The 23165-nt window shown below is 52.2% G+C and carries 26 protein-coding genes; 14 read left to right on the forward strand and 12 right to left on the reverse strand.

Annotated elements, in window-relative coordinates; translation table 11 throughout:
• Positions 1-43: 43 nt before the first annotated feature.
• The 3 genes from AM379_RS22560 to AM379_RS22570 form a co-directional block, all read right to left on the reverse strand.
• Entirely contained in the window at positions 44-295 is a 252-nt protein-coding gene (locus AM379_RS22560; RefSeq protein ID WP_014170688.1) for a DUF2766 family protein, read from the reverse strand.
• Between the two features lie 109 nt (positions 296-404).
• Positions 405-488 carry a stress response protein AzuC gene (azuC, locus tag AM379_RS22565; RefSeq protein ID WP_106504286.1) on the reverse strand — a complete coding sequence of 28 codons (84 nt, stop codon included), beginning with the start codon at positions 486-488 and terminating at the stop codon, positions 405-407.
• A gap of 150 nt (positions 489-638) precedes the next feature.
• Positions 639-1277: an RpiB/LacA/LacB family sugar-phosphate isomerase gene (locus AM379_RS22570; RefSeq protein WP_020883367.1), complete on the reverse strand. Its 639-nt coding sequence runs from the start codon at positions 1275-1277 to the stop codon at positions 639-641.
• A gap of 247 nt (positions 1278-1524) precedes the next feature.
• Between AM379_RS22570 and AM379_RS22575 the strand changes: the two genes are divergently transcribed.
• The 3 genes from AM379_RS22575 to ftnA all read left to right on the forward strand — a co-directional run bounded on the left by AM379_RS22575 (position 1525) and on the right by ftnA (position 4819).
• The gene (locus AM379_RS22575; RefSeq protein WP_236900313.1) at positions 1525-3678 is read left to right on the forward strand and encodes an HD domain-containing phosphohydrolase; all 2154 of its coding nucleotides are present in this window, start codon (positions 1525-1527) and stop codon (positions 3676-3678) included.
• A gap of 103 nt (positions 3679-3781) precedes the next feature.
• Entirely contained in the window at positions 3782-4120 is a 339-nt protein-coding gene (gene yecR, locus AM379_RS22580) for a YecR family lipoprotein (RefSeq protein WP_020883365.1), read from the forward strand.
• A 201-nt stretch (positions 4121-4321) separates the two neighbouring features.
• Entirely contained in the window at positions 4322-4819 is a 498-nt protein-coding gene (gene ftnA / locus AM379_RS22585) for a non-heme ferritin (protein WP_014170693.1), read from the forward strand.
• Between the two features lie 53 nt (positions 4820-4872).
• Here the strand turns inward: ftnA and AM379_RS22590 are convergent, their stop codons facing one another.
• Positions 4873-5214: a hypothetical protein gene (locus AM379_RS22590; RefSeq protein WP_068794753.1), complete on the reverse strand. Its 342-nt coding sequence runs from the start codon at positions 5212-5214 to the stop codon at positions 4873-4875.
• Positions 5215-5461: 247 nt separating this feature from the next.
• On the opposite strand from AM379_RS22590, the gene tyrP reads away from it, so the two are divergent.
• On the forward strand, positions 5462-6673 hold the full coding sequence (gene tyrP, locus AM379_RS22595; protein ID WP_059306855.1) for a tyrosine transporter TyrP: 1212 nt from the start codon (positions 5462-5464) through the stop codon (positions 6671-6673).
• Positions 6674-6704: 31 nt separating this feature from the next.
• Here the strand turns inward: tyrP and AM379_RS22600 are convergent, their stop codons facing one another.
• Positions 6705-7373 carry a YecA/YgfB family protein gene (locus AM379_RS22600; protein WP_020883362.1) on the reverse strand — a complete coding sequence of 223 codons (669 nt, stop codon included), beginning with the start codon at positions 7371-7373 and terminating at the stop codon, positions 6705-6707.
• A 425-nt stretch (positions 7374-7798) separates the two neighbouring features.
• Here AM379_RS22600 and AM379_RS22605 point away from each other — a divergent pair, with 425 nt between their 5' ends.
• The 5 genes from AM379_RS22605 (at position 7799) to AM379_RS22625 (ending at position 12806) form a co-directional block, all read left to right on the forward strand.
• A complete protein-coding gene (locus AM379_RS22605) occupies positions 7799-8920 on the forward strand; it encodes a branched-chain amino acid ABC transporter substrate-binding protein (protein ID WP_106504290.1) in 1122 nt (373 codons plus the stop codon).
• Positions 8921-9020: 100 nt separating this feature from the next.
• Positions 9021-9935 carry an ABC transporter permease subunit gene (locus AM379_RS22610; protein ID WP_025203827.1) on the forward strand — a complete coding sequence of 305 codons (915 nt, stop codon included), beginning with the start codon at positions 9021-9023 and terminating at the stop codon, positions 9933-9935.
• 11 nt (positions 9936-9946) lie between these two features.
• Positions 9947-11221 (forward strand): high-affinity branched-chain amino acid ABC transporter permease LivM, encoded by a 1275-nt coding sequence (gene livM / locus AM379_RS22615; protein WP_020883360.1) that lies wholly within the window; start codon positions 9947-9949, stop codon positions 11219-11221.
• Positions 11218-12093, forward strand: a complete 876-nt coding sequence (locus AM379_RS22620; RefSeq protein ID WP_014170700.1) for an ABC transporter ATP-binding protein — start codon at positions 11218-11220, stop codon at positions 12091-12093. Before livM ends, AM379_RS22620 begins: the two co-directional genes overlap by 4 nt.
• A complete protein-coding gene (locus tag AM379_RS22625) occupies positions 12090-12806 on the forward strand; it encodes an ABC transporter ATP-binding protein (RefSeq protein WP_014170701.1) in 717 nt (238 codons plus the stop codon). The genes AM379_RS22620 and AM379_RS22625 overlap by 4 nt, the downstream gene beginning before the upstream one ends.
• A gap of 92 nt (positions 12807-12898) precedes the next feature.
• On the opposite strand, the gene cspF is transcribed toward AM379_RS22625, so the two are convergent.
• Entirely contained in the window at positions 12899-13111 is a 213-nt protein-coding gene (gene cspF / locus AM379_RS22630; protein ID WP_025203826.1) for a cold shock-like protein CspF, read from the reverse strand.
• Between the two features lie 285 nt (positions 13112-13396).
• On the opposite strand from cspF, the gene AM379_RS22635 reads away from it, so the two are divergent.
• Positions 13397-13615 carry a cold shock domain-containing protein gene (locus tag AM379_RS22635; protein ID WP_014170702.1) on the forward strand — a complete coding sequence of 73 codons (219 nt, stop codon included), beginning with the start codon at positions 13397-13399 and terminating at the stop codon, positions 13613-13615.
• A 297-nt stretch (positions 13616-13912) separates the two neighbouring features.
• Here the strand turns inward: AM379_RS22635 and AM379_RS24270 are convergent, their stop codons facing one another.
• Entirely contained in the window at positions 13913-14083 is a 171-nt protein-coding gene (locus AM379_RS24270) for a YnfU family zinc-binding protein (protein WP_305961753.1), read from the reverse strand.
• Positions 14084-14208: 125 nt separating this feature from the next.
• Here AM379_RS24270 and ymcF point away from each other — a divergent pair, with 125 nt between their 5' ends.
• Together ymcF and AM379_RS22645 are read left to right on the forward strand one after the other, a co-directional pair.
• Complete coding sequence (ymcF, locus tag AM379_RS24485) at positions 14209-14403, forward strand: cold shock small protein YmcF (protein WP_032669962.1); 195 nt, start codon at positions 14209-14211, stop codon at positions 14401-14403.
• 57 nt (positions 14404-14460) lie between these two features.
• Positions 14461-14688 (forward strand): hypothetical protein, encoded by a 228-nt coding sequence (locus tag AM379_RS22645; protein WP_014170703.1) that lies wholly within the window; start codon positions 14461-14463, stop codon positions 14686-14688.
• 192 nt (positions 14689-14880) lie between these two features.
• Here AM379_RS22645 and fucR read toward each other — a convergent pair whose 3' ends face one another.
• The 5 genes from fucR to fucP form a co-directional block, all read right to left on the reverse strand.
• Positions 14881-15609, reverse strand: coding sequence for an L-fucose operon activator (gene fucR, locus AM379_RS22650; protein WP_032678450.1), 729 nt, complete (start codon positions 15607-15609; stop codon positions 14881-14883).
• 56 nt (positions 15610-15665) lie between these two features.
• Positions 15666-16088, reverse strand: coding sequence for an L-fucose mutarotase (gene fucU / locus AM379_RS22655; RefSeq protein WP_047955782.1), 423 nt, complete (start codon positions 16086-16088; stop codon positions 15666-15668).
• A 1-nt stretch (position 16089) separates the two neighbouring features.
• A complete protein-coding gene (fucK, locus tag AM379_RS22660; protein ID WP_106504291.1) occupies positions 16090-17508 on the reverse strand; it encodes an L-fuculokinase in 1419 nt (472 codons plus the stop codon).
• A 102-nt stretch (positions 17509-17610) separates the two neighbouring features.
• Positions 17611-19386: an L-fucose isomerase gene (fucI, locus tag AM379_RS22665; protein ID WP_032678453.1), complete on the reverse strand. Its 1776-nt coding sequence runs from the start codon at positions 19384-19386 to the stop codon at positions 17611-17613.
• Between the two features lie 30 nt (positions 19387-19416).
• A complete protein-coding gene (gene fucP, locus AM379_RS22670) occupies positions 19417-20727 on the reverse strand; it encodes an L-fucose:H+ symporter permease (RefSeq protein WP_032678454.1) in 1311 nt (436 codons plus the stop codon).
• A 543-nt stretch (positions 20728-21270) separates the two neighbouring features.
• Between fucP and fucA the strand changes: the two genes are divergently transcribed.
• Both fucA and fucO read left to right on the forward strand, forming a co-directional pair.
• On the forward strand, positions 21271-21918 hold the full coding sequence (fucA, locus tag AM379_RS22675; RefSeq protein ID WP_106504292.1) for an L-fuculose-phosphate aldolase: 648 nt from the start codon (positions 21271-21273) through the stop codon (positions 21916-21918).
• Positions 21919-21945: 27 nt separating this feature from the next.
• Positions 21946-23094 carry a lactaldehyde reductase gene (fucO, locus tag AM379_RS22680; protein WP_032678455.1) on the forward strand — a complete coding sequence of 383 codons (1149 nt, stop codon included), beginning with the start codon at positions 21946-21948 and terminating at the stop codon, positions 23092-23094.
• Positions 23095-23165 lie beyond the last annotated feature (71 nt).

A 23165-nucleotide genomic window follows, 5' to 3' on the forward strand; every position in this document is an offset into this window, starting at 1 on the left:
CGAAGGGCGACAAACGGTCGCCCTTTTTAGCGTCAGGCGGGCTTTAGTGAGACTCGCCCTGCGGCGTGAATCGCAGTTCAATCAGCGCGATGGCTTTCTGAATAGCGCGAAGCGTGACCGGGTCAGCCGCTGCTGGATGGCTGTTGAAATCGATATTTTTCAGCTGCGTGGACATCTTCTCGCGCACTTCAACCGGCGCAATAACGTCCAGGACATCAAGGATTTGTTTGATAACTAACTGACAGGCGACAACGTCAGACACCAGCTCCTGATCGGCGCTCAGGTTTTGTGACATGGGGCTTTCTCCTTATTTAAAGGCCGCCATAGTAACAAAACGCAGGCCCATTCATCTCCCTCTCGTCGCTTACGGGCACAAAAAAACCCGCCGAAGCAGGTTTTTTTCATCAGAACATTGCGCCCGGTGGCACGTCTTTGAAAGTGTTGCAGTATTTAGCCCACATACTTTTCAGGATTTTGCGAAGTTTCATCAGGTAGCTCCATTAACTTGTTATACAACTTTATCGTCAATGTGCTTATAATATGACCATCGTCACAAAAATCAATATTTTTGTGACGTACATCACAATTTTATTCTTCCTGCCAAACCTGAAAAGTGGGGCTCACGGCACCTTAAAGCGTCAGCCTACGATCCCGCGAACAAAAGCTTCGATCTCTTTGTCCTGGCAATTCTCAAAGAAGCACTGCTGGAAACGCTGACCCGAAACGGCCGTCTTCACCAGCTCGGGATCGATTGCGCGCAGCGTATCCAGATAGTTTTCTTTCACGACCGCCGCTTTAACCTGGTTCAGAATACCGGCATTACGCACCTGCGGCTCCTTGCGCTCGGGCGGATAACCTTCACCGTTTCGACCAGTGAACGCTTTTTCAAAGATAAACCGAACGTTCAGTTCAGCCCCCCAACCGAAGCCTTTGGCAAACGGCAGGGAGAGCGCGTTACCGTTGTTGATCTGAGCAAACAGGAACGCATCCGCAGGATCAATGCAATAGCCGCAGATGACGCCCGGGTGGATGTTCAGCGACATCAATGCTCCCTGCCCCGTACCGCAGCCGGTCACAACAAAATCAACGGCTTTCGCATTCAGTAAAATGCTCGCCATAATCCCCAGATGGATATAGGTCAGGTGATGGTCATTCTCGTCGCTCATGCCCACGTTATAAACCGGGAACCCTTTTTCATCGGCTACCGTTTTCAACTCTTTCAGTATCACCGGGTTTTTCGCGGCCTGGCTGTTTTCCATCATCAGTGCAATTTTCATTTCATCTCTCCTGAATGCGTGGCGGGAGATCCCGCTATGGATACCTTTACCTGTTCACCCTACTATCAAACAAACAACCTTTCAAATTAAATGAAAGGTTGTTTTAAAAAACAAAGACGGGTTCACAATTTAGCGAGAATGAGACCGTACGCCAAACGTGCATTAAAAAGTTAAAGCAAACCTGTTGCCGCTTCAGCCCGTTAGCTAGACTGCAAAAGTACACGCTAAAATCGTATGGGGTTGACCTGTGAATCAGCGCTGCCGGATGCTTCGCTCCCTCTTTCTACTCGCGTTGACGGGTCTGTTGCTTGCTTGCCCCCCTGCCCGGGCAGAAGAGCCTGTACCGGTCTGGATCTTTGATGCTAACAACTTCGAATCCTGGCGCACACCGCAAGGAGAGTGGCAGGGTTTTTATCCTGAACTGATTAAGGCCATCAATAAACAGGCGGGTACGCAGCTGCAGCTGCGGCCGCTCTCCGGTGCCGATATTAGCCAGCGTTTTGCACAAAATGAGTATGGCGTGTATGCCGGGGTATTGCGCACGGAGAAGCGAGCCAGAACCAAAATTCTCTCAGCACGTTTGTTTGATAACGACGTGGTGGCCGCCAGCCCAACGATGACGGTGACAACTGCCGAACAGCTCAGTCATGCCCGGGTGCTGTTCCGTAAAGACGACGCGACGCTCGACAGCGTGCAACAACGTTATCCCGACCTTAAATTTCGTTCTCTGCGCCTCGTCGCCACCAGCGATGAAGCTTTTCGCTTGCTGAGCGACAACCAGGCTGATTTCTATATTAATGACGCTCCGGAGATGGAGAATACCCAGCGCTATTATCTGGTCTCCCGGCCCTTTCCTGAGCTACGCATTCCTGTCGTCCTCGCCTTCAGCACTGACCTGCTTCCCCTGCGGGATAAAATCAATGCGCTGATTGGCACCTGGTATCGCAACGGCGAAATCAACACGATGCTGGAGGAGAGCAAGCGCAATTACCTGCTAAGCCGTATCACCCTGTCAGAGGAGGAGCGAACCTGGATCGCGCATAACCGCCTGCAGATCAACCTGCCCAAAAACGAGAATTTTGCCCCGCTTATCTGGCGGGACAGCAAGGGCTACCACGGCACAGCCATTGATATGATTAACGATATGCGCGATTTACTGGGCATGAAGGTTGATGTCAATTTTATCGATCACTATTCGAGTCTTCCGCGACAGCAGTGGGCGGTTCGATTGATTGATATCGTTGATCGAAGCGACAGTGCGCATGCACTGGGTCGTATCGGCCCCGACATCGCCTGGCACAACGCCTATTACAATCGCAGCAGTCAGCCCTTCTTGTGGAACGAAGAGAGTATTCGCAGCCAGCGCGTCGGCGTACTCGACGGTTCTTTTGCCGCAGCCTATTTACGCCAGCGTTTTGGCAGCGATGTGATCATCGTGACCCGGCCAACCATTGACGGTCTTATCGACGCGATTGAGAACGATGAGATTGACTATATTCTGGGCGACCTCAGTTCGCTGGAGTCCACGCTTCGCGGCAACGAACTGTTTCGCGGGGTGCTGAAAGTCGCGGGGGTCACCCGCTCTGAATTTATTATTGGCCCCTGGGTGGATCCGCAGCATCCGCTCTTTCATCTGCTGACTCAGGTTCATCGCCTGTCAGAATACCGCACGCAAATAGAACGTCAGGATGAGCAGAGTTACTTACCCGATTTTTCTAAAAACACGCTGAAGATTATCAGCGTGATTTTGCTGATCGTGGCCCTGTTTAGCATCGGTATGCTGATCATGATGCGTCGCCATTTACGCCAGAACCGGATGGTTAACCGCAATATGGTGCAGGCGCTGGAGAAGGTAAACCGCGCGCACGATGACGAGACCGGCAGCCATATTCAGCGCGTCGCCCGATATTGCGGCTTGATGGCGCGTGAGCTTGGGCTTTCGCGCAAAATGACCCGTGAGATAGAACATTTTGCCTCTCTTCACGATGTCGGAAAAATTGCCGTGCCGGAGCGTATTCTGCGTAAGCAAGGCCCACTGACCCAGGACGAGTTTGCCGAGATGAAACTTCATACCGTGAAAGGGTGGCGGATTATTCAGGGCTTAGAGCTGGGCGCAGTTGCGGAGAATATTATCCATTTCCATCATGAAAAATGGGATGGCAGCGGATATCCGCAGGGGCTACGGGGAGAACAGATCCCGCTGGAAGCCCGCATTCTGGCGCTGGCCGATGTGTATGATGCCCTGAGGCAAAAGCGGGTCTATAAGCCGGGATTCACACACGAGCAAGCCTGCAAAATCATTCTGGAGGGTGACGGCCGCCATTTTGACCCGCAGCTTATTGCGCTGTTTCGCCTGCATCATCTTAAGTTTAAAACCATTTTTGACAGCCTGGCCGACTAAACGGCCCGTCGCAAAGAGAAAGCGCAGATTGCCCGGCTATTCCTCGCATTGCGACTCACATCTGCAGGTACGATAACGTATTTCCACTCACTCAGAGCGAACCATGAAAAGAGTCTTCGTCGCCGGTACGATCCTGCTGCTGGCGGGCTGTAACATTAATCGCCAGGCTGAGGTCAGCACCCTGGACGCGCCAAACGGCATCGTCCGCCTCGACTACGGGCAAGCAATGCTGCAAAACGCCTATTCCGATGAGTATGTTAATAACGGCACCGCAGCTAAAGCGTGTCAGAGCATGGGGTATGCCACCGCCTCTGCCTATGGCCAGCCCATTAAAACCTGCACCCTGACCAGCGGCTCTCTGTGTCTCAATGAGAGCGTGACGATCCAGTATAAATGCATGGGCTTTGCCGTAAACCCTAAGGCAAATAACCCGTGGTATTAATCTGTGCTGCCAGTATTGACTGGCAGTGTATTTCATTACGAACAAAAACAATTCTCATTAATAAAATATAAATCGGCAATGCGTTTTATTCCCATTCGTATTTTAAATAAAGAAATAATTATTTTACGTTTTGCAAATAATTAAATAACAAATTATAGTGTCGCTCATTGTGAACCAGAATTAATAACCCGGAGCGTCACCATGCTGAAAACTGAAATGATCGACAAGCTCAATGCGCAAATGAACCTTGAGCTTTTTTCATCCCTTCTCTACCAGCAGATGAGCGCCTGGTGCAGCTACCACAGTTTTGAAGGCGCTGCCGCCTTCCTGCGCCGCCACGCGCAGGAAGAGATGACCCACATGCAGCGTCTGTTTGATTATCTGACTGACACGGGCAGCCTGCCGCGCATCGATAACGTTGCGTCCCCGTTTGCCGAGTATAATTCGCTTGATGAGCTGTTCCGTGCGACCTATGAGCACGAGCAGCTGATTACGCAAAAAATTAACGAACTGGTTCATGCGGCTATGATTGGCCAGGATTATCCGACCTTTAATTTCCTGCAGTGGTACGTGGCAGAGCAACACGAAGAAGAGAAACTGTTTAAATCCGTGCTGGATAAATTGTCTCTGGTGGGGAAAACAGGCGAAGGTCTTTACTTTATCGATAAAGAACTTTCTACCCTCGATACACAGAAATAATATTGCTGCGGTGCTGTTTTCAGCGCCGCACTTTTTATTCTCCGCGCACAGATTTACATACACCCCGCACAGCTTGTACACCGCCAGTCTTGCGTATTGACCGCCAGGTAAAAATACCGATAGTTAGCCGTCTCCAGCGGAATACCGGCGTCAAAAAAAACATCTGTCAGCCAGTCTACGTTTTCGATGATCCACTCATCTTCTTTTAGCCCCTGCGCAAAGGTGTCGTCCTCAGGATCGATGATCGAATAAATGGCCCAGGTGCCCATATCCTTTTCACGACGCGATTCAGGAAGCTGCAGGGCCTGGTTCTGCCAGCTGATTATCCAGTGACCATGGCACAGTAAATTACCGCCCCGGCTCCACGCCGCGGTAAAGGGATTATTTCCCGCCATCTGCCCTCACTTTATTTGAAAACTTATAGTTATTGTTTAAATTACGCCTGATTTTTCGGCAAAAATAGTGCCCTTACGAAGTAGATATCCCCTCCCAAAGGGGCAGGTTCGGGTAAATTACTTAAAGTCGAAAAATATCGTAAATAATTCATTACACCTGCTGTAACGGTCATTTGACGAAGCGGGGCTTTTCCCTTACTCTGCGCCGCAGAATTTGTCGCGATTACGAATCGTTGTAGAGGAATGCGTGAAAAACAGAACCCTGGGAAGTATTTTTATCGTCGCCGGAACGACGATTGGCGCAGGAATGCTGGCGATGCCTCTGGCTGCCGCAGGCGTTGGATTTGGAATGACACTGCTGCTCCTTGGCACACTCTGGGCGTTGATGTGCTACACCGCCCTGCTGTTGCTTGAGGTTTATCAGCATGTGCCCGCGGATACCGGCCTGGGTTCTCTTGCGGCACGCTACCTGGGACGCTATGGCCAGTGGATAACCGGCTTTAGCATGATGTTCCTGATGTACGCCCTGACCGCGGCCTATATCAGCGGCGCCGGCGAGTTAATCGCCTCCAGCGTTAATGACTGGTTCGACGCTGACATCACGCCTTCAACGGGCGTTATCTTCTTTGCGCTTATTGGCGGGGGGGTGGTCTGTGTGGGGACTTCGCTGGTCGATCTGTTTAACCGTTTTCTGTTCAGCGCCAAAATACTGTTCCTGATTGTGATGCTGGTTTTGCTGGTACCGCATGTTCACAAGGTCAATCTCCTGACGCTGCCGCTGGAAAAAGGGCTGGCGCTGTCCGCGATCCCGGTTATTTTCACCTCGTTTGGCTTCCACGGCAGCGTACCCAGCATCGTGAGCTATATGAACGGCGATATCCGTAAGCTACGCCGCGTCTTTATGGTGGGGAGCGCCATCCCGCTGATTGCCTATATTTTCTGGCAACTGGTGACGCTGGGGAGCATTGACGCGTCGACCTTTACCGGGCTGATGGCGGAACACGCTGGCCTGAACGGCTTTCTGCTGGCACTGCGTGAGGTTGTCACCTCCCCGCACGTTGAGCTGGCGGTCCATCTGTTTGCCGACCTGGCGCTGGCCACCTCATTCCTGGGCGTGGCGCTCGGCCTGTTTGATTACCTGGCCGATCTGTTCCAGCGTCGTAATACTGCCGCAGGACGCTTACAGACGGGGGCAGTCACCTTCCTGCCTCCTCTCGCGTTCGCGCTGTTTTACCCGCGTGGGTTCGTGATGGCGCTGGGGTATGCAGGTGTGGCGTTATCCGTGCTGGCCCTGCTGCTCCCTTCCCTGCTGGCCTGGAAGAGCCGCCAGCAGCATCCTCAGCAAGGGTACCGCGTCATGGGCGGCAAACCGCTGCTGTGCATGGTGTTTGCCTGCGGAGTGATGATTATTCTGGTGCAGTGCTTGATAGCCGCAGGAATGCTACCGGAAGTGGGTTAACAAAAAAGGGGCTGAAATCAGCCCCTTTTTATTAGTGCAAACAGCAGCTCTTAAACTTCTTCCCGCTGCCGCACGGACACGGATCGTTACGCCCGACCTTTGTGCCGTTAACAATCGGTTTTTTTGCTTCCGGCTGCTGTGGGTTGTCCACCCAGTAATTGTACAAACGCAGAGCCGCAGGCTGAATGCTCTCAATACTGGCTTTATATTCGTCTTCGCTCAGCTCATCCAGCTTCTCGCTGTTCTCGTCTGTACCGTGCAGCGCAATCGCATCAAGATCGGCCTTCAGTGCTTCCGGTAAGGCTGACCAGTCCGTCAGCGCCACACCGCGCATATAGCCATAACACCACTCTTCAACAACGGTATAGCTCTCGCCGTCGACATCGTTGTAACCAAACATCGGCTCAAACTGATCCGGGTATTCGCTCAGGCGCTCAGCAATGTCGTTCATATGCTTAAAGCAGAGATCGATAAAACGGTGCATTTCACGATCGTTTTTCCAGCGCGGAATGTATTTCTCGCCACCCCACACCGCCACCAGCCAGGTATCTGGCTCAACGACAACAGGGCCGGAAAGGACTGCGGTAAGCATGCCGTCCAGTTCGGACACGTCAATCACGGACGCATCGTCATGACCGTAAGACATTAATGTCTCTTCCAGCCACGCCATTTCGCTTTCATTCAATGGGCCTTCAGTCATCGCTGACACTCCTGATAAAAAAGGAAAAGATCCTGACACATATCTCACGGCTTTCCTATCTGAAGTTTAGGTCTTTATTGCTGCAAAAACGTGCAAATCGTGACCATTGCACAACTTATGGGCTTTGTTGTTAACGATATGTGATCTCCGCTGTAATTTCATCGCGTCCCACAAGGTGCCATATCACCGCACTCTATACTCAAACATGTCACAACCCGCTCAATGGGTTAACCATTCTGGCAACGATTTTGCTTAATGTTCTTCGCGCGAACCTGCGCAGGGAAACCTCGCCGTATTACGCAGGCGTTGTCTGGATCTTGTTCGTTTAGTGCATTTTGTTCTTGCTCGTGTTTTTGGATTGGCTGCGCCGTCGGCGTCCGGGTTTACGCCGTGGTGCAAAAACCTCTTTGCTAAGGAACATAATAATGTCGCTGAAATTTATCAGAACTCCCCTTTCTCTCGTGCTGGCCGGTTGTCTGGTGACGGCATTTTCTGCGCATGCAGATATTGTCATTGGTGTGGCCGGGCCGTTTACCGGCCCAAACGCCACCTATGGCGATCAGTACTGGCACGGTGCAACACAGGCCGCTGAAGACATTAACGCCGCAGGCGGCATTAACGGCGAGAAGATTAAGCTGGTTCAGGGGGATGATGCCTGTGAGCCGAAACAAGCCGTGGCCGTCGCCAACCGCCTGGTCGACCAGGATAAAGTCAACGCGGTGGTCGGCCATTTCTGCTCCTCTTCCACAATGCCCGCCTCCGAGGTGTACAGCGACGCGGGGATCCTTGCCATTACCCCGGGCTCGACCAACCCGCTCATTACCGAACGAGGCATGACCGATATGTTCCGCATGTGTGGTCGCGATGACCAGCAGGGCCAGGTCGCCAGCGATTTCATTATCGATAAGCTGAAAGCCAAACGTGTGGTCATCATCCATGACAAAGACACCTACGGTCAGGGGCTGGCAGACGCCACCAAAGCTGCGCTGGCGAAGCGCGGGGTTCAGGATGTGATGTATGAGGGCTTATCCCGTGGTGAGAAAGACTTTAACGCGCTGGTGACAAAAATCGGCGCGCAAAAGCCGGATGTGGTGTTCTTCGGCGGTTGTCACCCTGAAGCCGGCCCGCTGGTTCGCCAGATGCGTGAACAGGGTGTGCAGGCGAAATTCTTCTCCGGCGACTGTATCGTCAACGAAGAGATGGTGACCGCGGCGGGTGGACCACAATATACCAGGGGTATTTATATGACCTTCGGTAAAGACCCGCGTCTGATCCCGGATGGGAAAGCGGTCATTGAGAAATTCCGCGCCGGTAAATTCGAGCCTGAAGGTTACACCCTCTACTCTTATGCCTCCGTTCAGGCCATTGCCGCGGCCTTCAAGGCCACGGGCGGTAAAGACTCGGCCAAAGCCAGCGAATGGCTGAAAGCCAATGCCGTCGACACGGTTATGGGCAAAAAAGCCTGGGACAGCAAAGGCGATCTGAAAGTGTCTGACTACGTGGTGTATCAGTGGGACGATAACGGAAAATATAAGGAAGTTCAGTAACGGGACGGAGTCACGCTCAACGCCGGCAGGTTCGCCTGTCGGCGCGTAATAAACATCAGGCTGCGCGTGCCGCGCAGCTTAAAATAACGAGCGCGCTATGATGAGTACATTCTTCCTGCAACAGTTAATAAATGGCTTAACGCTGGGCTCCGTCTATGGATTAATCGCCATCGGCTACACCATGGTGTATGGCATCATTGGTATGATTAATTTCGCCCACGGCGAAGTGTATATGATCTCCGCCTACCTCTGCGCCATTGGCCTGGCGCTGCTCTCCTTCTTCGGCCTGCAGTCGTTCCCGTTGCTTATCCTCGGTACGCTGATCTTCACGATTGTGGTGACCGGTGTTTACGGCTGGACTATCGAGCGCATTGCCTATAAGCCGCTACGCAACTCTACCCGTCTGGCACCGCTTATCTCCGCCATCGGGATGTCACTGATTTTGCAAAACTACGCGCAGCTGAGCCAGGGGCCGCGTCAGCAAGGGGTGCCCACGATGCTGGATGGCGTACTTCGCCTGCATATCGGTGAGGGGTTCGTTCAGATAACCTACACCAAAGTGTTTATTCTGGTTGCCTCGTTCGCCGGCATGCTGTTGCTGACATGGATAATCAACAATACCCGGCTTGGACGGATGTGCCGTGCGGTGCAGCAGGACCGCAAAATGGCCTCCATTCTGGGCATTAACACCGACAGAATCATTTCGCTGGTCTTTGTGATTGGCGCGGCGATGGCCGGCCTGGCGGGTGTGCTCATCACCATGAATTACGGCACCTTCGATTTCTACGTCGGATTTGTCATTGGCATCAAGGCGTTTACCGCAGCGGTGCTCGGCGGGATTGGCTCCCTGCCCGGTGCGATGCTCGGCGGGTTGATTCTGGGCGTCGCCGAGGCGCAATTTTCCGGCATGGTGAACTCAGATTATAAAGATGTGTTCTCGTTTGGCTTGCTGGTCTTGATCCTGATTTTTCGTCCTCAGGGTCTGCTTGGCCGCCCGATTGTCGCCAAAGTGTGAAGGAGAATACGATGACCTCTCACGGCTTTTCGCTTAAGCGCTGCATTCTGGACGCCATTTTTTCCGGGCTGATTGCGTTAATAATTTTTGGCCCGATTGCCGGCGTGGTGTTGGACGGATACAGCTTTAATTTCGCCGGACAGCGGCTCGCATGGATAGTCGGCATCGTGATGCTGGGCCGTTTTCTGCTGAGCGCTTTTTTAGGTACCGCTCCGGGTGCACGTTTCCAGGCACGTTTTGAAGCCGACAGCGCGGGGGTTTATGTCCGACCGCCGGAATACAAAAGCCGCATGCGCTGGATAATCCCGCTGATTATCGCCCTTGCGATCTGCTTTCCCTTTGTTGCCACCAAGTACGTTCTCACCGTCGCCATTCTTGGTCTTATCTACGTGCTTCTCGGTCTCGGGCTAAATATTGTGGTCGGGCTGGCCGGGCTTCTGGATCTCGGTTATGTCGCTTTTTATGCCATCGGCGCTTACGGGCTGGCGCTGGGGTATCAGTATCTGGGATTAGGATTCTGGAGCATGCTGCCGCTGGCGGCGATTATGGCTGCCGCGGCCGGCGCCCTGCTCGGCTTTCCGGTGCTGCGCATGCACGGTGATTACCTGGCGATCGTCACGCTTGGCTTTGGGGAGATTATTCGCCTGATCCTCAACAACTGGCTAACCTTCACCGGTGGCCCGAACGGCGTTTCTGCCCCACCTCCCACCTTTTTCGGACTGGAGTTTGGCCGCCGTGCCAAAGAAGGAGGCGTGCCCTTTCACGAATTTTTCCATCTGACCTACAACCCGAACATGAAGTTTATCTTTATCTACACGGTGCTGTTCCTGGTGGTGATGCTGGTGCTGTATATCAAGCATCGTCTGACGCGGATGCCGATTGGTCGGGCATGGGAAGCCCTGCGGGAAGATGAAATCGCCTGTCGCTCAATGGGATTAAATCATGTGCTGGTCAAGCTCTCGGCCTTTACGCTGGGTGCGTCGACTGCCGGCATCGCCGGGGTGTTTTTTGCCACTTATCAGGGCTTTGTCAACCCGACATCGTTTACCTTTTTTGAATCGGCGCTGATCCTGGCAATTGTGGTGCTCGGCGGTATGGGCTCAACGCTTGGCGTGGTGCTGGCGGCGTTTGTGCTCACGGTGACGCCGGAGCTGCTGCGCAGTTTTGCCGAGTACCGGGTTTTACTGTTTGGCATGCTGATGGTGGTGATGATGATCTGGCGTCCACGCGGGTTGATCCGCATTAACCGCAGCGGGTTTGCCGTGCGTAAGGGCGTAGCGCCATGAACGGAACGATATTAAGCGTTGAACATCTGATGATGCATTTCGGCGGGATCAAGGCGTTAAACGACGTCAACCTGGACGTGCAGCGCGGTTCAATTACTGCGCTTATTGGCCCAAACGGCGCGGGAAAAACCACCGTCTTCAACTGCCTGACCGGTTTCTATAAGGCTTCCGGCGGCAATATTTTCTTCAATACGCGCAATAAGACGACCAACGTCATTCAGATCCTCGGGCAAAAATTCCAGCCAGGAGACTGGATCCACCCTGCGCAGTTTGGGCAACGCCTGTTCTACAAAATGTTCGGCGGCACTCACCTGGTGAACCGCGCCGGACTTGCGCGCACCTTTCAAAATATTCGTCTTTTTCGCGAGATGTCGGTCGTGGAAAACCTGCTCGTGGCCCAGCACATGCGCGTCAATCGCAACCTGCTGGCTGGCGTATTCAATACGCCAGCGTACCGACGGGCGGAAAACGACGCGCTGGACAGGGCCTTTTACTGGCTGGAGGTGGTCGATCTTGTGGAGTGCGCCAACCGCCTGGCGGGCGAGATGTCGTACGGTCAACAGCGGCGCCTGGAGATCGCGCGGGCCATGTGCACCGGCCCGGAAATGATCTGTCTGGATGAACCCGCCGCCGGGCTGAACCCGGTAGAGACACATAAGCTGAGTAACATTATTCGTTTTCTGCGCGACAACCACGGCATAACGGTATTACTGATTGAGCACGACATGGGGATGGTGATGGAAATATCGGACGACATTATTGTGCTCGACCATGGCGATGTGATTGCCCGGGGGAAACCTGAGCAGATCCAGCATGACGAAAAGGTGATTGCCGCCTATCTGGGCACCGATGAAAGCGAGGTCACCCTATGAATGAGCCGCTGCTGGCATTTCGCGAGGTGGATGTGTTCTATGGCGTGATTCAGGCGCTGAAGCAGGTATCCCTCGAAGTGCATAAAGGGGAAACGGTGGCGCTTATCGGCGCGAATGGCGCGGGTAAATCGACATTGCTGATGTCTATTTTTGGCCAACCGCGTATTCGTAACGGGCAGATCCTGTTTTGCGGCGAAGACATCAGCCATAAATCTACCCACTATGTGGCCTCCGGCGGCATAGCGCAGGCACCCGAGGGGCGGCGTATTTTTCCGGATATGACGGTTGAAGAGAACCTGCTGATGGGGACCATTCCTGTCGGCAATCAATTTGCCGCCGACGATATGCAGAGCATGTTTGAGCTGTTCCCGCGCCTCAAAGAACGCCGTAAACAGCGAGCCATGACCATGTCCGGCGGAGAACAGCAAATGCTTGCCATCGCCCGCGCGCTAATGAGCCGCCCTAAACTGCTACTGCTGGATGAACCCAGCCTGGGTCTGGCGCCCATAGTGGTTAAGCAGATCTTCCAGACGCTGCGCGAGCTGGCTCGCAACGGCATGACCATTTTTCTGGTAGAGCAAAATGCGCATCATGCTCTGAAGCTTTCTGACCGTGGCTACGTCATGGTCAACGGGCAAATTCGCCTCAGCGGCAGCGGCGAGGAGTTGCTGGGAAACCAGGAGGTAAGAAAAGCCTATTTAGGCGGAGTGTAATTCATACGCGTGTCGCGCATAAATGTAAATATATGTCAGGCGATACGACGCGGGTGATTCAAGTTACCGCTATTAACATCTTCGCTGATTATTTATGAAAGATAGACATTTGCGGCCATCGGTCCGCTGAGTCCGTTGATACGACAGAACTCAACGCGAATCCCGGGAAGGAGCGTTTCTTTTTCGTTGTTATTAAAGGCTGAAATGTGGAGAAAAACGTCCTTTCGACCATCTGAAGGGATGATTAGGCCTTTGCCACTGTGCATATCAAAACTTTTGACAATTCCTGTCATTTTACGAGACAAATAAGATCCTCTTAGAAAACATGCATTAACTATACACACAAATTAATTTTAAGCTAATGCAGCGTGACACTTTTTATATGAGCCTTCCGGAAGGCTAAAATAAAAATTGCTAATTCTCCCTCCTCATGCATTAATGAAGTCGTTGGTTTAATCCACACACGAGCGTAAAAAATTTTACCCGGCAGTCCTCATAACCAGGCGCTATCGCTGATATCCCCTCCTTTTGAGTCCATACGTTTAATATTATACGTTTCTTAGCATTTCAAATACTCACAAGGAGTCTGCATGTCTTCAAGAATTATAGGTTTGGTTAAGTGGTTTAACGAAGATAAAGGTTTCGGTTTTATCTCTCCTGTCGATGGTAGCAAAGATGTGTTTGTGCACTTTTCTGCTCTGCAGGGTGATGATTTTAAAACTCTCTTTGAAGGCCAGAAAGTCGAATTTGCTATCCAGAGTGGCGAAAAAGGCCCTGCTGCTGCAAGCGTAATACTTTGCGATAGATAAAGTTATCACGGACCCGCGATCACGATGATGGATTTTTCCTGAGTAGACGGGTCCTGGATTAGAAGGCTTTTTCTGAGCAACAGGTCAGCATATTTTTCTCGTAGAAAGAGTGTGCTGACCGATGTGATGAAGTGCAGGTCTGCTGCACGAAGAGTCTTAAAGCAGAAGCGAGCTGCTTGTAAAATATCAAAGTGCGTAAGAGGTCAGGCAACCTCCAAAAGCATCACTTCTTCAATGTTGCTTTGCCAAATGAGATCGTCTGTAAAGACGCAAATTCATCATCTGGCAAATGCATTTTTAGAATTTTTGAGCGGTTTTGAAAAGAGTGCTGCAGTGTGGGCAGACAAGTTGAGCCCCTTTTTGTACACGGCTGAAACTATGCTCAGAGTCTTTTGAACAGTTTGGACATGGACATTTTACTAAGTAATTGCGACGGAATTGTGTATTTTTACGTCCTGACATAGGCATCTCCTGATTTAAACGACTGTCACCATACACGTTCACGAAGATGATTGCTTGCTTTTATTTCCGAATGATTGCAAAAACCAAAGAAAGTACAAATGCAACGTTTTTTCGAAAATTAAATACCGCTAATGTTAAAAAAGGTAAATGATATCAACTTAAATATTCACTTCAGATGCCCATGTTGTCATGGCTCCCAATACAGAACGTCGATTTTTGATGTGTCTGAAAAAAATCCGTATGGCGCTAAATGCATTTTCTGCAAATCGACGATGACATTCGCAGACAGACCTGACAGCCAGACAAAAATTTTCGCGCCGTCCTGATTCCCCTCGCCTTCATAGAGAAGGTGCTTAAGCAGATAACGACCAACAAGGTGAGATATGAAGAAAGTCATCGTCTTTTTCAATGGTAAACCGAGCAATGTTGTCACCGTGCTTAAGGGTATTACATCCATACGGCAGGAATATCCGAATGGTGAAGCGATAAACCTGCAGATAATGTCCGCAGGTTTTCCTTCTCTGACCGGCGATCATGAAGTGGTTTATGTGGCGTCGGACAGGGAGCTGACTTCTCAGGAAATTCTGGATGCGGCTAAGAAATATTTATAATTATTCTGAATGTATGGCTGTTCTTGTAGATGCCCTTGTTTAAGGGTAATCCCTTTCTTATTTGTGCTGCTAACATCTTTTGTTTACCCTCCCCCGCGTTAAAAACCTTATACGGAATGAATAATACGTTAACGCTATCGCGAACAAACACATCCCTAATAGACTTAATTGCGTCATAATGTGTCAGATGGCTTATTGTCTCAGCCCTGACTCATTCAGTTGTGTGTCAGACACAATATGTGTTACCTCATCCAGATGCCCAATTCGGGCCTCCCCTGAACGATTAAACTTACTCTTATCTATCAACAATAAAGACTGAGAAGCGCGCTTGAGTAGCAGCGATTTGAAGCCAGCGTTGACCCTGTTGGAATCCCACAACCCTCCATGACTGTCTATCCCTTCGCAGGAGAAGATAAACAGGTCGATGTCCAGCAGTTTGAGTTGTGAAATCAACGAGGGGTTAACGTAGCAGCCATACTTACGCTCGAGTTTACCGCCGGAGCTAATAAGTTGAATCTGTTCACGTTTGCCCAGTTCCAGGCAGATGGGGTGACTGTTAGTAAAGACCTGAATATCGATGTCAGGCAGTTGACGCGCAAGGTACCAGCAGGTTGAGCTGGCATCCAGGGCAATGACCATCCCGGCTTCAATCCACTCCAGCGCTTCTCTGGCGATATCCGCTTTATGCGTGAAGTGGCTCTTAAGGCGAATATGAAAAGGATCACCGCTGTCCTGGTTTTCCCGGTGAATATATTTTGCCCGACCGTGGTTGCGCAGCACTTTTCCCTGCGCCTGCAGTTCGCTGAGATCGCGGCGAATGGTTTCTTTACTGACGTTAAGCTGGGTGGATAAAACGTCCGTCGTCAGACTATGATGCTGAATCAACAGGTCGATTATCGTTTGCTGACGTGCCTCTTTCATTTTTTCTCACCCATCATTCGATACACGCCCGCGCTGGCGGGCGCACCGGCATGAGATTACGGCGTTACCCCCTTTTTTAAAAGAATATTCCCGTATTTAGCACACTCCCCTGTGACAACGATCGCAAAGGATTTTTTGGCACGTGCATAAAACGCATAGCGGTCAATGCGGGTAATTGCCGGACAGGGTGCCTGACGTGAAAGCGCATCGCGATAGAGAGCCTCAACACGGGGATCGAGGGAGTCACCCTCAACTGCAGCCATCATCACCAGTGGCGGCGCGTAGCTGTCGAGCTCAAACAGCGGGATAATCGCATGCAGCAATTCGCTGACCTTTAGCCCATCGGCGCGTATAACCTGCGGTCCCATACTGTGGGCGGGGAAATGGGCATCAGAAAAAATAATCTCATCGCCGTGGCCCATTTCGGCCAGGACTTTCAGTAGTTCAGGTGATATTAACGGTGAAATCGTTTTTAACATCTCAAACTCCCTCGATCGGTGCAGATTCGGTTTCCGGAAAGAAGTAGCGGTACTGATAATGCATCTGCGCTCTGGCGTGTTCCGGGCTCGTAAATTCTCCGACCCCGTACCAGCCAAACAGGGCTGCCCCCGCGACAGTGGTTTCTGCATCATCAAGTACCTTGATGGGGATGCCGAGCATATTGGCTTTGATCTGGTTCCACAGCATGTTACGGCTGCCACCGCCGACCAGCAGCAGTTCAGTCGCGTTGAAGTGACCAATCTTTTCCAGCGTGCGCAGATTCTGCGCCAGCTGCCCGGTTAGGCCCTCCAGCGCAGCGCGATAAAAATGACCGCGTGTGGTGTTGAGTGTGACGCCCTCCCAGCCTGCATGCTGACAGCCGAGGAGATCACAGTGCATTTTCACCCCTTCGGACCCCATGGGTATGCGGCGGGCTGTCTCAATCAGCGTTTGCCAGGGCGTCTCTTCGGTCCAAAGCAGTTTACGTACCCATTCAAGTACGCCCGATGCCAGCCACTGCATGCCAGGGTTATACAGCCCTGGCTGGCTGTCCAGTTCGCAGGTAGAGCCGACGTAGCGACTGAGCAGCGGCGTGTTGACCTGTGCACTGCGCACCATCAGGATCTCCCATGTTCCCGAGGAAAGGACGGGTTCATCCGGCGCGGCACCTGCACCAAACAGCGCAAATTGGGTATCGTGTCCGGCGGAAATCACCGGGATACCGGCGGGTAGGTCAAGCCATTGGGCAGCATCAGACTGTAAATTACCGACGAGCTCACCGGCTTCCACCAGACGTGGGAAGAGCCGACGCGGCAAACCCGCCGCCTGCAAAATTTCATGGCTGAAATCGCGCTGTTGAATATCCAGCATCTGGCTGGTCCCTGCCATAGTAACGTCGGTGGTGAATTCGCCGGTCAGACGGTGGTTAATCAGCGACGAGATAAACAGCCAGGCGTGTGCCTGTTCCAACAGCTGCGGGTGATTTTCTTTTAGCCACACCAGCTTATACAGCGTATTGAAGCCAAATGCCCCCACGCCGGAAATGTCCTGAAGCCGCTGAGGTGACAGCAAGCGGTCAATATTTTTCATCACTTCGGTGGTGCGTGGGCATTTCCAGCTGATGATTGGGTAGAGCAGCCTGCCGTGCTCATCGACCAGCGCGCCATCAACGCCGAAGGTGGTCACCGTGACGCCGCGAACGCGACAGTTTGCCAGACTCGTCTTCAGCGAGCGGCAACAGTCCGCGAAGCGTTGCATAATGGCCTCGAGAGACCACTGGTGCCAGGCGCTATTTTCTATGGCGATGTCGCTGGCATTTGCCGTAGCGGCACGGGCGATAATTTTGCCCTGCCGGTCAACGGCAATGGCCCGGATATTGGTCGCTCCGCAGTCGAGAACCAGAATAACCTCTTGTTTCATAGCAACTCCTGAAACGTCGGCGGCTAACGTGTCGCTTATCCGGCCTGTAATTCGGTGTTTTACAGGCCCGGTAAACATACGCTACCGGGCAAAGACGTTTACTCAACGTTTGTACAGCGGGCCATAGTTTTGACAGGCGCGGTAATCCTGGCCTTCGCTATCCATGCCGTGCGCAGCCCAGGCGGAAGGACGATAGACCTTCGACTCTTCCACGTTATGCATGCAGACCGGAATTCGCAGCATTGATGCCAGGGTGATGAAATCAGCGCCGACGTGGCCGATGGTCAGCACGCCATGGTTTGCCCCCCAGTTCGCCATCACGGAATAAACGTCGGTAAAGGGACCTTTACCCGTCAGACGTGGTGCAAACCAGGTGGTCGGCCAGGTTGAGTTGGTACGGGCGTCAAGCTGATCGTGCATCTCTTTCGGCAGTTCCACGCTCCAGCCTTCTGCAATCTGCAGAACCGGGCCAAGACCTTTGATGATATTCACGCGGGTCATGGTGAACGGCACGCCACCTTCGGTCAGGAAGCGAGAAGAGAAACCGCCGCCGCGGAAATATTCATGTATCGCCGGACACCATTCGGTGGCCGCCAGGCAGGCATCAACCTCCTGCTGGCTAATGTCCCAGAATGGCTTCATCGTTGGATTGCCATCGCTGCCGCGCTGTTTGCATGAGCCATCGAGAGCCGCAGAGCCGGAGTTGATCAGGTGGATAATACCCTTCTCAGCCAGACCGCTGAGCGGTTGACCGGTCACGCGCGCTACCGCTTCTGGAGACCAGTAGGTGCGCACGTCGGCGAACACCTGTGCTGTGCCGGTCAACTGATGGCCCATTAGCATCGCCACGCCGTTGAGGCTGTCATTTTCGGTCGCGACGACAAAGGGTTCACGCACGCCATTCCAGTCAAAGGAACTGTTAAGCAACGCTTCGGCGGTATCGCCGTTCGGGTATTGATCGGTCCAGTGACGCTGGCCCTGGAAGCCTGCCGCAATGGCGTTGTAGCCCAGCGATTCTTCCACCCGCCCTTTTTCCGCCAGTGCTGGGTTGCCCTGCATCATGTCGCGGATACACATCGCCATCAGCAGGCTCTCTTTCAGCACCTCGCGGTTCTGCGCTTCGTTACGCTTATACTGCTGCGCGTTCTGGTCTTCGCCGTAGCGGAAGTTTTTGTCCGCCCAGGCCAGCGCCATTTCCAGTTCGGTTTCATCGAAGATTTTCTGATCAATGCGGCGGCGCAGTTCAGTCATATCAACTGCCTGTACCTTCATCCCCAGCCAGGATTCGAAGAAGTTAGGGTCGACGATGGAACCGGCAATCCCCATCGACACACCCCCAATGGAGAGATAGCTTTTCCCTTTCATACTGGCGACGGCTAAACCGGCACGCGCAAAGCGCAGCAGTTTTTCCTCAACATCTTCGGGAATCGAGGTGTCGTCGGCGTCCTGGACATCATGACCATAAATAGAGAATGCCGGAATCCCTTTCTGGCTGTGTGCAGCCAGCGCGGCGGCCAGATAAACGGCACCCGGACGTTCAGTCCCGTTAAAACCCCAGATGGCTTTCGGACGCATGGGGTCCATATCGATCGTTTCGCTCCCGTAGCACCAGCACGGCGTCACGGTGATGGTCACGCCGACGTTCTGGCTGCTGAATTTTTCTTCACAGGCGGCAGATTCGGCCATCCCCGCAATGCAACCGTCAGCAATGACGCATTCAATTTGCTCGCCGTTGGGGTGACGAAGCTTTTCAGTGAGCAGCGCGGCGGTGGCGTTGGCCATATTCAGGGTTTGCTCCTCCAGAGACTCACGAACCCCCATACGACGACCATCAATCACCGGACGGATACCTATTTTCGGTAAGCTGATTTTTTTCATGACAGATCCCTCACGTTTTCGGATACAGGTTTAATTCGTTGCCGCTTGCGAACGGAAACGGGCAAAGATGAAGATGACGGCAAAACACACTGCCGGAACCAGTTCTGCTGTTGGGATATTGCCTGCAGCATCGCTGACAAAGCCCATGACCGGCGTCACAATCCCGCCGCCGATAATGGTCATGACGATGAATGACGAGCCGTATTTGGTGTCCTGACCCAGGTTCTTAATCCCGAGGGAGAAAATGGTTGGGTACTGAATAGACATAAATGCACTGCACAGCGTTAGCGCCAGTAGACCGAAATGGCCGCCGAATACGGCGGAGACCAGGCATAGCACCATGGCAAGCAGGGCATAAGCGGCCAGTACTTTATGCGGTGCGAAGCGGCTGATTAGCCATGTACCGGTAAAACGACCGATGAAGAAGCACACCATGGTGCCGGTCAGGTAGTTGGCGGCGAAACCTGGCGTCATACCGGGGATCTCTTCAATAGCGTACCGGATCAGATAACTCCAGCAGGCAGTTTGCGCGCCGACATAGCAGAATTGCGCCAGCACCGCCCAGCGCCAGTGGCGAATCCGGACCAGACGGGAAAGAGAGGCAGAAAATGTGCTTTGTGTGCCGTCGCCGTGATTATCGCTCTGAAGGACCGGAAATTTGGTCAACATAATCAGCAGGGCGACCAACAATACAATTGCCACGATAATCATATAAGGCGTTTGTACGGATAACACCAGGCTATGCTTATAAATGCTTAGCTGTTCTGGCGTCATTTTATCGAGTACCGACTGAGAGTGATGCGGCACGTTAGACAAAATTAGGCTTTGTCCAAACACAACGGCAATAATAGCGCCAAAAGAATTAAAAGTTTGCGCCAGATTAAGACGGAAATGACCACCACTCTCTGGCCCCAGCACTGTCACAAAGGGGTTAGCAGCAGTTTCAAGGCAACCTAACCCCGCCGCTATAATAAAAAGACCGACAAGAAACAATGTATAATTCATTAACTCAGCCGCAGGCCAGAATAATGCAGCACCAATGGCATATAAAAACAACCCGGTAATAATACCTGCCTTATAGCTGAGTTTTTTCATCAGTATTCCGGCAGGAACTGGAATGACAAAGTAGCCGAAATAGAACGCAGATTGTATCAGGCCAGCCTGGAAGTTTGTCAGGGTAAAGGCTTGCTGAAACTGGGGGAGTAAAATGTCATTCAGGTTATTAGCGACTGCCCAAAGAAAAAACAGTGAACAGAGTAACGCGAAAGGAATAATGTAACGCTGGGCTTGCCCGGCATTGACCGCACGAAAACTCTGCGTTGGTATTGTTGTATTTCCCATAACACCCTCATTAGTCAGAAGCGTCAGAATGTGACTTTCCTTTCTTGCCAGACGGTAAAAATAAAAAGGTGCTTTACTCTTACTGGCGCGAATCTGGCGATCGGAATGATCTCGTGAATGCATTTTCATGTAAAAAAGGGGGGCGAATATGATGACAATCACATTTAACGGCAACGCGATATCTTTATGTGACCGTTATCACTTTAAATTTAATAAAAACACCCCTCGCCGGGGAAAATAAACATGAAAAACCACAACCCCAGTGACCGATTTAATGCATTACTCCGGAAACGGGCATTTTCACGGTAAAAATCATCAAAACGACTGTTTGAATAAAAATCTTCTGAATCGGTCACTTTTACCGAAATGAATTAATCGAATAAGGATCAATTCCCGACTATTAATTGACGGCGATCACAAAGTGAAACCACCGTAATTCTTTTAGCGTTATTCCCTATAAAGATGGTGCGCAAATATACGGTTAATTCATCAGGACAACAGGCTTGTTCTGCTGGTGCTTTAGATCATCAAGAGAGGTAACAAATGGAACGAAATAGACTGGCGCGGCAGATTATTGATACCTGCCTGGAAATGACCCGCCTGGGGCTAAATCAGGGCACGGCTGGCAACGTCAGCGTGCGCTATCAGGACGGGATATTGATAACGCCAACGGGTATCTCCTATGAAAAACTGACGGAGTCACACATCGTTTATATTGATGCCGACGGTCAGCATGAACAGGGCAAACTGCCTTCGAGCGAGTGGCGTTTCCATATGGCCGCCTACCAGACGCGTCCGGATGCGCAGGCGGTGGTGCATAACCATGCGGTGCACTGTACCGCCGTGTCTATTCTTAACCGCCCTATCCCGGCCATTCATTACATGATTGCCGCCGCAGGCGGTAATTCCATACCCTGCGCGCCATATGCCACATTTGGGACACGCGAACTGTCCGACTATGTCGCCTTTGCCCTCAGGAACCGCAAAGCAACCCTGTTACAGCACCACGGCTTAATTGCCTGTGAAGCAAATCTGGAAAAAGCCCTGTGGCTGGCGCATGAAGTTGAAGTACTGGCACAACTGTACCTTTGCACGCTGGCAATAACGGATCCGGTCCCGGTACTGGATGACGATGCTATCGCCATTGTGCTGGAAAAATTCAAAACCTACGGACTGCGCATTGAAGAATGACATCGCATAGCAAACAGGAGAAATGCCATGGCGAAAAGAATGATTTTGAACGAAACGGCCTGGTTTGGCCGGGGCGCGACAGGGATGCTTTGCGATGAGGTAAAGCGTCGCGGCTATCAAAAAGCGCTGATTGTCACCGACAGGACGCTGATACAGTGTGGCGTGGTGGCGAAGGTCACCGATAAGCTGGACGAAGCGGGGTTGGCCTGGGAAATATACTTCGGCGTGCTTCCTAACCCGACAATCGGAATAGTACAGGAAGGGCTGGGTGTTTTTCAGAACAGCGGCGCAGATTACCTTATCGCTATCGGGGGCGGCTCGCCTCAGGATACCTGTAAGGCAATCGGTATTATCAGCAATAACCCGGCGTTTAAGGATGTTCGTAGCCTTGAAGGCCTGTCCCCAACCCGTAACCCCAGCGTACCCGTTCTGGCCATTCCCACTACAGCCGGAACAGCGGCTGAAGTGACCATTAACTACGTGATCACTGATGAAGAGAAGCGGCGTAAATTTGTTTGCGTCGATCCGCATGACATTCCGCAGGTCGCTTTTATCGATGCAGATATGATGGACGGTATGCCACCAGTGCTGAAAGCAGCAACCGGCGTTGATGCGCTGACCCATGCGATTGAAGGGTATATTACCCGGGGCGCATGGGCCTTGACCGATGCGCTACACATCAAGGCAATAGAGATTATTGCCGGCGCGCTGCGCGATTCAGTCAAGGGCGATCGAGATGCCGTCGAGGCGATGGCGCTGGGCCAGTATGTTGCCGGCATGGGCTTTTCCAACGTTGGCCTGGGGCTGGTTCACGGTATGGCGCACCCGCTGGGTGCTTTTTATGATACACCGCACGGCGTGGCGAATGCCATTTTGCTGCCTCATATCATGCGTTACAACGCTGACTTTACCGGCGATAAATTCCGCGACATTGCACGGGCGATGGGCGTGAAGGTTGAAGGGCTGAGCCTTGTGGACGCGCGCAATGCTGCCGTGGATGCCGTCTTCAGGCTTAATCACGATGTGGGCATCCCGCTCCATCTGCGTGAGGCTGGAGTACAAACAGAAGATATCCCGATGCTGGCCCAGGCGGCATATGATGATGTCTGTACTGCCGGCAACCCACGGGAAGCGAGCCTGGCAGATATTAGCGAGCTGTACCATACCGCCTGGTAGTGCGACTGCGTTACCCGGTTTAGAGGACCCTTCTGGGCCGGGTGACGCAGAGAGACAGTGCCATCAGTATT

Source organism: Enterobacter cloacae complex sp. FDA-CDC-AR_0132 (assembly GCF_003010695.1).
Classification (GTDB): domain Bacteria; phylum Pseudomonadota; class Gammaproteobacteria; order Enterobacterales; family Enterobacteriaceae; genus Enterobacter; species Enterobacter ludwigii.

Coding starts and splice junctions, on each gene's coding strand:
- AM379_RS22590 (WP_068794753.1), bottom strand. CDS start 5,214: ATGGCGGGAAATAATCCCTTTACCGCGGCGTGGAGCCGGGGCGGTAAT.
- azuC (WP_106504286.1), bottom strand. CDS start 488: ATGAAACTTCGCAAAATCCTGAAAAGTATGTGGGCTAAATACTGCAAC.
- AM379_RS22605 (WP_106504290.1), top strand. CDS start 7,799: ATGTCGCTGAAATTTATCAGAACTCCCCTTTCTCTCGTGCTGGCCGGT.
- livM (WP_020883360.1), top strand. CDS start 9,947: ATGACCTCTCACGGCTTTTCGCTTAAGCGCTGCATTCTGGACGCCATT.
- AM379_RS22600 (WP_020883362.1), bottom strand. CDS start 7,373: ATGACTGAAGGCCCATTGAATGAAAGCGAAATGGCGTGGCTGGAAGAG.
- AM379_RS22570 (WP_020883367.1), bottom strand. CDS start 1,277: ATGAAAATTGCACTGATGATGGAAAACAGCCAGGCCGCGAAAAACCCG.
- fucI (WP_032678453.1), bottom strand. CDS start 19,386: ATGAAAAAAATCAGCTTACCGAAAATAGGTATCCGTCCGGTGATTGAT.
- yecR (WP_020883365.1), top strand. CDS start 3,782: ATGAAAAGAGTCTTCGTCGCCGGTACGATCCTGCTGCTGGCGGGCTGT.
- fucU (WP_047955782.1), bottom strand. CDS start 16,088: ATGTTAAAAACGATTTCACCGTTAATATCACCTGAACTACTGAAAGTC.
- AM379_RS22635 (WP_014170702.1), top strand. CDS start 13,397: ATGTCTTCAAGAATTATAGGTTTGGTTAAGTGGTTTAACGAAGATAAA.
- AM379_RS22620 (WP_014170700.1), top strand. CDS start 11,218: ATGAACGGAACGATATTAAGCGTTGAACATCTGATGATGCATTTCGGC.
- AM379_RS22610 (WP_025203827.1), top strand. CDS start 9,021: ATGAGTACATTCTTCCTGCAACAGTTAATAAATGGCTTAACGCTGGGC.
- fucA (WP_106504292.1), top strand. CDS start 21,271: ATGGAACGAAATAGACTGGCGCGGCAGATTATTGATACCTGCCTGGAA.
- ymcF (WP_032669962.1), top strand. CDS start 14,209: ATGTTAAAAAAGGTAAATGATATCAACTTAAATATTCACTTCAGATGC.
- AM379_RS22645 (WP_014170703.1), top strand. CDS start 14,461: ATGAAGAAAGTCATCGTCTTTTTCAATGGTAAACCGAGCAATGTTGTC.
- ftnA (WP_014170693.1), top strand. CDS start 4,322: ATGCTGAAAACTGAAATGATCGACAAGCTCAATGCGCAAATGAACCTT.
- fucR (WP_032678450.1), bottom strand. CDS start 15,609: ATGAAAGAGGCACGTCAGCAAACGATAATCGACCTGTTGATTCAGCAT.
- AM379_RS22625 (WP_014170701.1), top strand. CDS start 12,090: ATGAATGAGCCGCTGCTGGCATTTCGCGAGGTGGATGTGTTCTATGGC.
- fucP (WP_032678454.1), bottom strand. CDS start 20,727: ATGGGAAATACAACAATACCAACGCAGAGTTTTCGTGCGGTCAATGCC.
- fucK (WP_106504291.1), bottom strand. CDS start 17,508: ATGAAACAAGAGGTTATTCTGGTTCTCGACTGCGGAGCGACCAATATC.
- AM379_RS24270 (WP_305961753.1), bottom strand. CDS start 14,083: ATGCCTATGTCAGGACGTAAAAATACACAATTCCGTCGCAATTACTTA.
- AM379_RS22560 (WP_014170688.1), bottom strand. CDS start 295: ATGTCACAAAACCTGAGCGCCGATCAGGAGCTGGTGTCTGACGTTGTC.
- fucO (WP_032678455.1), top strand. CDS start 21,946: ATGGCGAAAAGAATGATTTTGAACGAAACGGCCTGGTTTGGCCGGGGC.